This window comes from Streptomyces hirsutus (assembly GCF_001418415.1).
Lineage (GTDB): Bacteria > Actinomycetota > Actinomycetes > Streptomycetales > Streptomycetaceae > Streptomyces > Streptomyces hirsutus.
Map to the genome: position 1 here is coordinate 1 of NZ_LIQT01000082.1, position 4,847 is coordinate 4,847.

Sequence of the window (4,847 nt, forward strand, 5' to 3'; positions counted from 1 at the left end):
GGCCGCGCGGCCTAGCGTTCCGGTGTGAACCGCACCCCGCCCTCCGCCGAGCCCGGCGCAGCGCACTCCGGCGTGCCCCGCGGCCCGAGCCGTGACCTGTACGCCGCCGGGGCCGCCGTGCTGCTCGTGACGGCGGCCGTGCTGGTCGGCCGCCACATCCAGGGGACCAGCCGTACGCTGTTCGCCGACTGGCCCCCACTGCTGGCGTCCTGGGGCCCCCACCTCGGCCCCGGCACTCCGGCGGCCGTCCTGGTGGCGATCGCCACCGTGGCGTACGGCCCCGCCCTCGCGGCCCGTCTCCCCTGGCGGGCCCTGGTCCCCCTGACGTGGGGCACGTCCCTGGCGTGGACCTCCTCCCTCGCCCTGGTCGACGGCTGGCACCGGGGCATCGCCGTCCGGCTCACCACCCCCCACGAGTACCTCCGGGCCGTCGACCGCTTCCATGACATCCCGGCGGCGCTGCGGGACTTCACCCAGCACATCCTGCTCGGCTCCCCCGACCACTGGCCCGCCCACATCGCCGGCCACCCGCCCGCGGCCACGCTCACCTTCGTCCTGCTCGACCGGATCGGGCTGCGGGGCGGGGGCTGGGCCGGGGTGTGGTGCATCACCGTCGGGGCGACGGCCTGCGCGGCCGTGCTGGTCACGATCCGCGCCCTGGCCGACGAGGCACTCGCGCGAAGGGCGGCGCCCTTCCTCGTCCTGGCCCCGGCCGCCGTGTGGATGGGCACCTCGGCCGACGCGTACTTCGCGGCGGTGGCGGCGTGGGCGGTGGCGCTGCTCGCCCTGGCGGTCACCGGACGGTCCCTGTGGTGGGCGGGGGCGTCCGGGCTGCTGTTCGGCCTGACCTGCTACCTGTCGTACGGCCTCACGCTCGTCGCACTGATCGCGGCGGCGGTCATGGTCCTCGGCCGGCACGGGATCCGGGGGCGCCCCGCCCTGCTGGTGCCCCTGCTCGCCGGACTGGCGGTGGTCCCGACGGCGTTCGCACTCGCCGGGTTCAACTGGTGGGAGGCCTACCACCTGCTGGGCACGCGCTACCACCAGGGCGTGGGCGGCATCCGTCCCTACGGCTACTGGGTGTGGGCCAACCTCGCCTGCACGGTGCTCGTCACGGGCCTGGCGACGGCGGCGGGCCTGCGGCGGACCGGTGCGGTGCTCGTCCGCCGCCGCCACGACGCCCCCGACCGGGCGGCCGAGACCCGCCTCGCACTCCTCGTGTCCGCCGCCCTCCTCGCCCTGCTGGTCGCCGACCTGTCCGGCATGAGCAAGGCGGAGACGGAACGCATCTGGCTGCCCTTCACCCTGTGGCTGCTCCCGGCCTGCGCGTTCCTCCCCCTCCCCCGAGGTCCCGGCTCCTCCCCCGAGTTCTCGACTTTGCTCGAACAGGGGGGACCCCCACGAGCAGAGGGGACCCCCGTCCGCGCCTGGCTCACCGCCCAGGCACTGCTCGCCCTGCTCCTCAACCATCTGCTGCTCACCCGATGGTGACCGCTTCCGAGGAGGCAGCAGTCCGAGGCCATGAATGACGATCGACGCGCCGGCCGGGCGCTTCCTGCCCCGCGCCCGAACGCGTCGCCGCGCACGACCCGCCACGGCTGCCGGACCTGCTCTCCGTGGCCGGCCCGGTGCCCCCGCACGTCACCCACCTCTTCGAGCCCCACCCGCGCGGCACTCACGCGGCACTCACGCCCGCACCCATGTGCGGGACGGGGAGGGAGGTTTCCACCGGCCGGCGGCACCGCCACCGGCCCGGCAGGTCGGCGCCACCCCCGCCAAGGGCCTGTGCGACCTCGAAGCGAGACTCGTGGCAGAGGTCGGGAGGACGGCGGCGCACGACGAAGGATTCACGCAACGGATCCGGGAACGCCGGGCAGCGGACCCGGAAGTCAGTGAGGAGCGCGTGTTCGGCGGGATGGCGTTCCTGTACCGGAGCACCATGACTGCCGGCGTCACCGGCTACGGCCTCATGTCAGGGGCAACGCCGCAGTCGCGAAGGCCGACACGCTCGGCGCACGGCTCGACGAGGGCACGGGTGCCCTTGTGACGCCGACCCCGGCCCCACTCGGGCGGCGCGCAGCCGACAACCTGGTGCGACACGATTCAGATCGGTTCTGGTTGCGGTTCCGCTTGTCGCGTCGGTGCGGCCCTCGGTTCCCACGCTGTGGTGGTCCGTACGTAGCCGTAGACCACTGAGGTCATCGCCAGCACGAGCAGGGGTCCGGACACCCACGGATGCTCGGCCATCTTCAACGGCAGGAAGCGGTAGGACACCAACAGCGCAGCGAAGACCGTTGCTCCGTAAGCGACCAGCCGGATCCCTGATCGATCCCAGCCGCGGTCGAACGACCGCAGAGCCGCCTCGATCGTGAGCACGAACACCACGCCGGAAAGGAGATCCACGCCGTAGTGGTAGCCGAATCCCAGCGTTGCGGTGAGCGTGGCGATCAGCCAGAACGTGCCTGCGTACCGCAGAACGCGTGGGCCCTTCCGGGAATGGATGAAGAGCGCGACAGCCCACGCCGTGTGCAGGCTGGGCATGCAGTTCCGTGGGGTGATCCCGTCGAAGGGCATGGAGTGCGGGGTACTGATCGGCGGCGGCGTCCGCGGCCACAGGTCGGCCACCGCCCAGTGCTCGCTGGACGGAATGTCCGGCGACCACAGGCTGACCGTCGCCCAGTACTCGGTGCCGGTGCCGTAGGCGAAGAGCGGTCCGACCACCGGGAAGATCATGTAGAAGGCCGGCCCGAGAAGGCCGATCACCAGAAAGGTGCGCACCAGATGATGGCCCGGGAAGCGGCGCTCGACCGCCACGCCGCGCAGTTGATACAGCGCGACGATGACCGCGGCCACCGCGAGCTGACCGTAGACGACGTCGAGGACGTTGAAGCCGATGGGGCCGGTGGCGGTGACGACCCGGCCCACCAGCCACGACGGATCGCCCAGCGCGTGATCGGCTGTCGCCACGTACTGGTCGAGCACCGTCGGGCGGGTCTTCGAGGTGAGGAGCAGCCAGGTGTCGCCGGTCTTGCGGCCGGCCACCAGCAGCAGGCCCAGCCCGACGCCCTTCAGCAGCAGGACACGTTCCCGGCCGGTGCGGCGAGTGACCGCGATGACCGCGTGGCCCAGGATCACCCACAACGCGCCGTTGCCGAAGGGGTGGCCGCCGGTCGTCTCGGCGTCCACCGCCCACCGGACCAGCGAGAAGGCGATATCGATACCGATCGCCGCACCCACCGCGATGAACCGTTGCCGCCAGGTGAGGACCACCATCATCAACGCCATGGCGGCGTACAGCAGGCTGCCCGACTTGGGGGCGAATATCAGCTCTCGCACCTGGTTGGCGATCGGCCCCTGCAGGCCGTGGCGACGCGCGGCGAACTCCAGCGCAATGAGGAATCCGAGGGCCGCGACACCCGCCACGGCCCAGAGTCTCGCGCGTGGTCGACGCCCCACGGAGAACGCGGTCCTTCGGTTTATTCGCGGAAAGTCCCGCGGTGGTATGTATCTCAACTCTTGGCCACTTTGTTAGATTTTGGTCATGCCAGGTCGGGTTTCGCTCGTCATCTTCCGACCGGAACCGCTTTTCCCCTACGAAGGACTGCCCTTCGAAGCAGGACGGAAAGAGCACGGCCCGGGTTGCGGCGGGTCCGTCGTCGTCCCGCGCGTCACCCCCCGGCTCCGGTGCGGGACGTCGTCATGTCCCGCAGCGTCACTACACGGTCGGACTGGTCGTAGTCGGCGACGACATCCGAGTCCGCGCCGAACTCCGGGAGGCCGGACACGTCCGTGGCGGACGCGTCGACGACCGTGTCGACGCCGTAGTAGGTCGTCCACGGGCGACCGCGCCCGTACGCGTAGCGGAGGAACCCGGAGGGCCCCGCACTCAGCAGGCCCGTCCTGGGAAGCATGGCCGTGGCGGCGGGGAGGACCGCCTCTTCCGCGACCGTTTCACCGTGCGCGGTACCGACCGTCAGCAGACCGAGGCCCATGGCGAGCGTGAGGGAAACGGCGGCGCCGCGTACGAGCGCACGTCTGGCCATGCGGGTCCTCTCCGGGAAGGGCGGGCGAAAGCTTGGGGGCTTGTGCGGCGCGCCGTTGAGCCGCAGGTCACGAACCTGCGACGGGCGACATTCGTCCCCCGGACAAGTGGCCGGATCGTAGCAGTTGTCCTATACATGACTCATGTGACCAAGAGTCCGGGCAGGGGTCGGCGTACTGGTCGCGCCCGCCGCCTACGGCCCGCCGTGGAAGAAGCCGGACTTCAGGTCCCCGATGACGGCGTCGAGTGGATGCCCGCTGACGATCAACGGTCCGCTCCAGGGCGCGCTGAGTGCGAAGAGCAACGCCAGGCTCAGCCCGACCACACTCGCAACACCCACGATGAGCAGTGACGTTCGCAGGCTGCTGCGGAAGACCAGTGCGCCGGAGTTCACGATCAAGGCCAGTCCGCTGACCACAAGCGTGACCACGTAGAGCGTGGGAACCTCGCGCGAGGCGGCCGCGATGCGGGCGCGACGACTATTGGTGACGTCGTCCAGGGAGACCACCAGCTCCGTGCCTGTCGTGCTTCCCACCTCGGGCCGGGCTGCCTCGGCGCGCACGCTTCGCTCCAGCCCTGCGATCGCGCGAGCGGTGGCCGGGTCGTCACCCAACGCCGCTGCTGGACTCTTCCATTCCTTGGCACGCGTGGTCTGCAAGTAGTCCAGCAGCGCCGCATGGATCGGCTCCGACTGGACTCGCGGACTTGTCGCCGCCCATGCCAGGCGGGAGGCCGCGGCCGCCTCGTCGCTCACCAGCCCCTCTGCTGCGCGCAGGTAGCCGGCCTCGCTGGCCAGCGAGAGTGC

General features: G+C 71.2%; 4 protein-coding genes. 1 reads left to right on the top strand and 3 read right to left on the bottom strand.

Annotation, left to right across the window (positions count from 1 at the left end):
- The first annotated feature begins 24 nt into the window (after positions 1-24).
- On the top strand, positions 25-1,491 hold the full coding sequence (locus tag AOK11_RS07630; RefSeq protein ID WP_420902973.1) for a hypothetical protein: 1,467 nt from the start codon (positions 25-27) through the stop codon (positions 1,489-1,491).
- A gap of 612 nt (positions 1,492-2,103) precedes the next feature.
- Here the strand turns inward: AOK11_RS07630 and AOK11_RS07640 are convergent.
- The 3 genes from AOK11_RS07640 to AOK11_RS07650 all read right to left on the bottom strand — a co-directional run.
- Positions 2,104-3,423 carry a phosphatase PAP2 family protein gene (locus AOK11_RS07640; protein WP_055592881.1) on the bottom strand — a complete coding sequence of 440 codons (1,320 nt, stop codon included), beginning with the start codon at positions 3,421-3,423 and terminating at the stop codon, positions 2,104-2,106.
- Positions 3,424-3,668: 245 nt separating this feature from the next.
- Entirely contained in the window at positions 3,669-4,043 is a 375-nt protein-coding gene (locus AOK11_RS07645; protein WP_055592882.1) for a hypothetical protein, read from the bottom strand.
- Positions 4,044-4,235: 192 nt separating this feature from the next.
- A partial coding sequence (locus AOK11_RS07650; RefSeq protein ID WP_478501586.1) for a bestrophin-like domain occupies positions 4,236-4,847 on the bottom strand: 612 nt, incomplete at its 5' end.